Source organism: Pseudomonas sp. 3A(2025), from assembly GCF_054589175.1.
The window spans coordinates 1-631 of record NZ_BAAILM010000065.1 but is presented as its reverse complement, the minus strand read 5'-3'; the positions used below and the strand labels follow the sequence as shown (position 1 = coordinate 631).

The window sequence follows — 631 nt, the reverse complement described above, 5'->3', positions numbered from 1 at the left end:
AAGATGATACCCGTAGCTTCGGTACCTGGTTTGAGCCCCGTTACATCTTCCGCGCAGGCCGACTCGACTAGTGAGCTATTACGCTTTCTTTAAAGGGTGGCTGCTTCTAAGCCAACCTCCTAGCTGTCTAAGCCTTCCCACATCGTTTCCCACTTAACCAGGATTTTGGGACCTTAGCTGACGGTCTGGGTTGTTTCCCTTTTCACGACGGACGTTAGCACCCGCCGTGTGTCTCCCATGCTCGGCACTTGCAGGTATTCGGAGTTTGCATCGGTTTGGTAAGTCGGGATGACCCCCTAGCCGAAACAGTGCTCTACCCCCTACAGTGATACATGAGGCGCTACCTAAATAGCTTTCGAGGAGAACCAGCTATCTCCGAGCTTGATTAGCCTTTCACTCCGATCCACAGGTCATCCGCTAACTTTTCAACGGTAGTCGGTTCGGTCCTCCAGTCAGTGTTACCTAACCTTCAACCTGCCCATGGATAGATCGCCCGGTTTCGGGTCTATACCCAGCGACTGTCGCCCTATTAAGACTCGCTTTCGCTACGCCTCCCCTATTCGGTTAAGCTCGCCACTGAATATAAGTCGCTGACCCATTATACAAAAGGTACGCAGTCACCCAACAAAGT

At 52.0% G+C, this 631-nt stretch carries 1 rRNA gene; it reads right to left on the bottom strand.

Annotation, left to right across the window (positions count from 1 at the left end):
* Positions 1-631 (bottom strand): 23S ribosomal RNA (locus ACYP2A_RS22215); the annotation flags it as partial.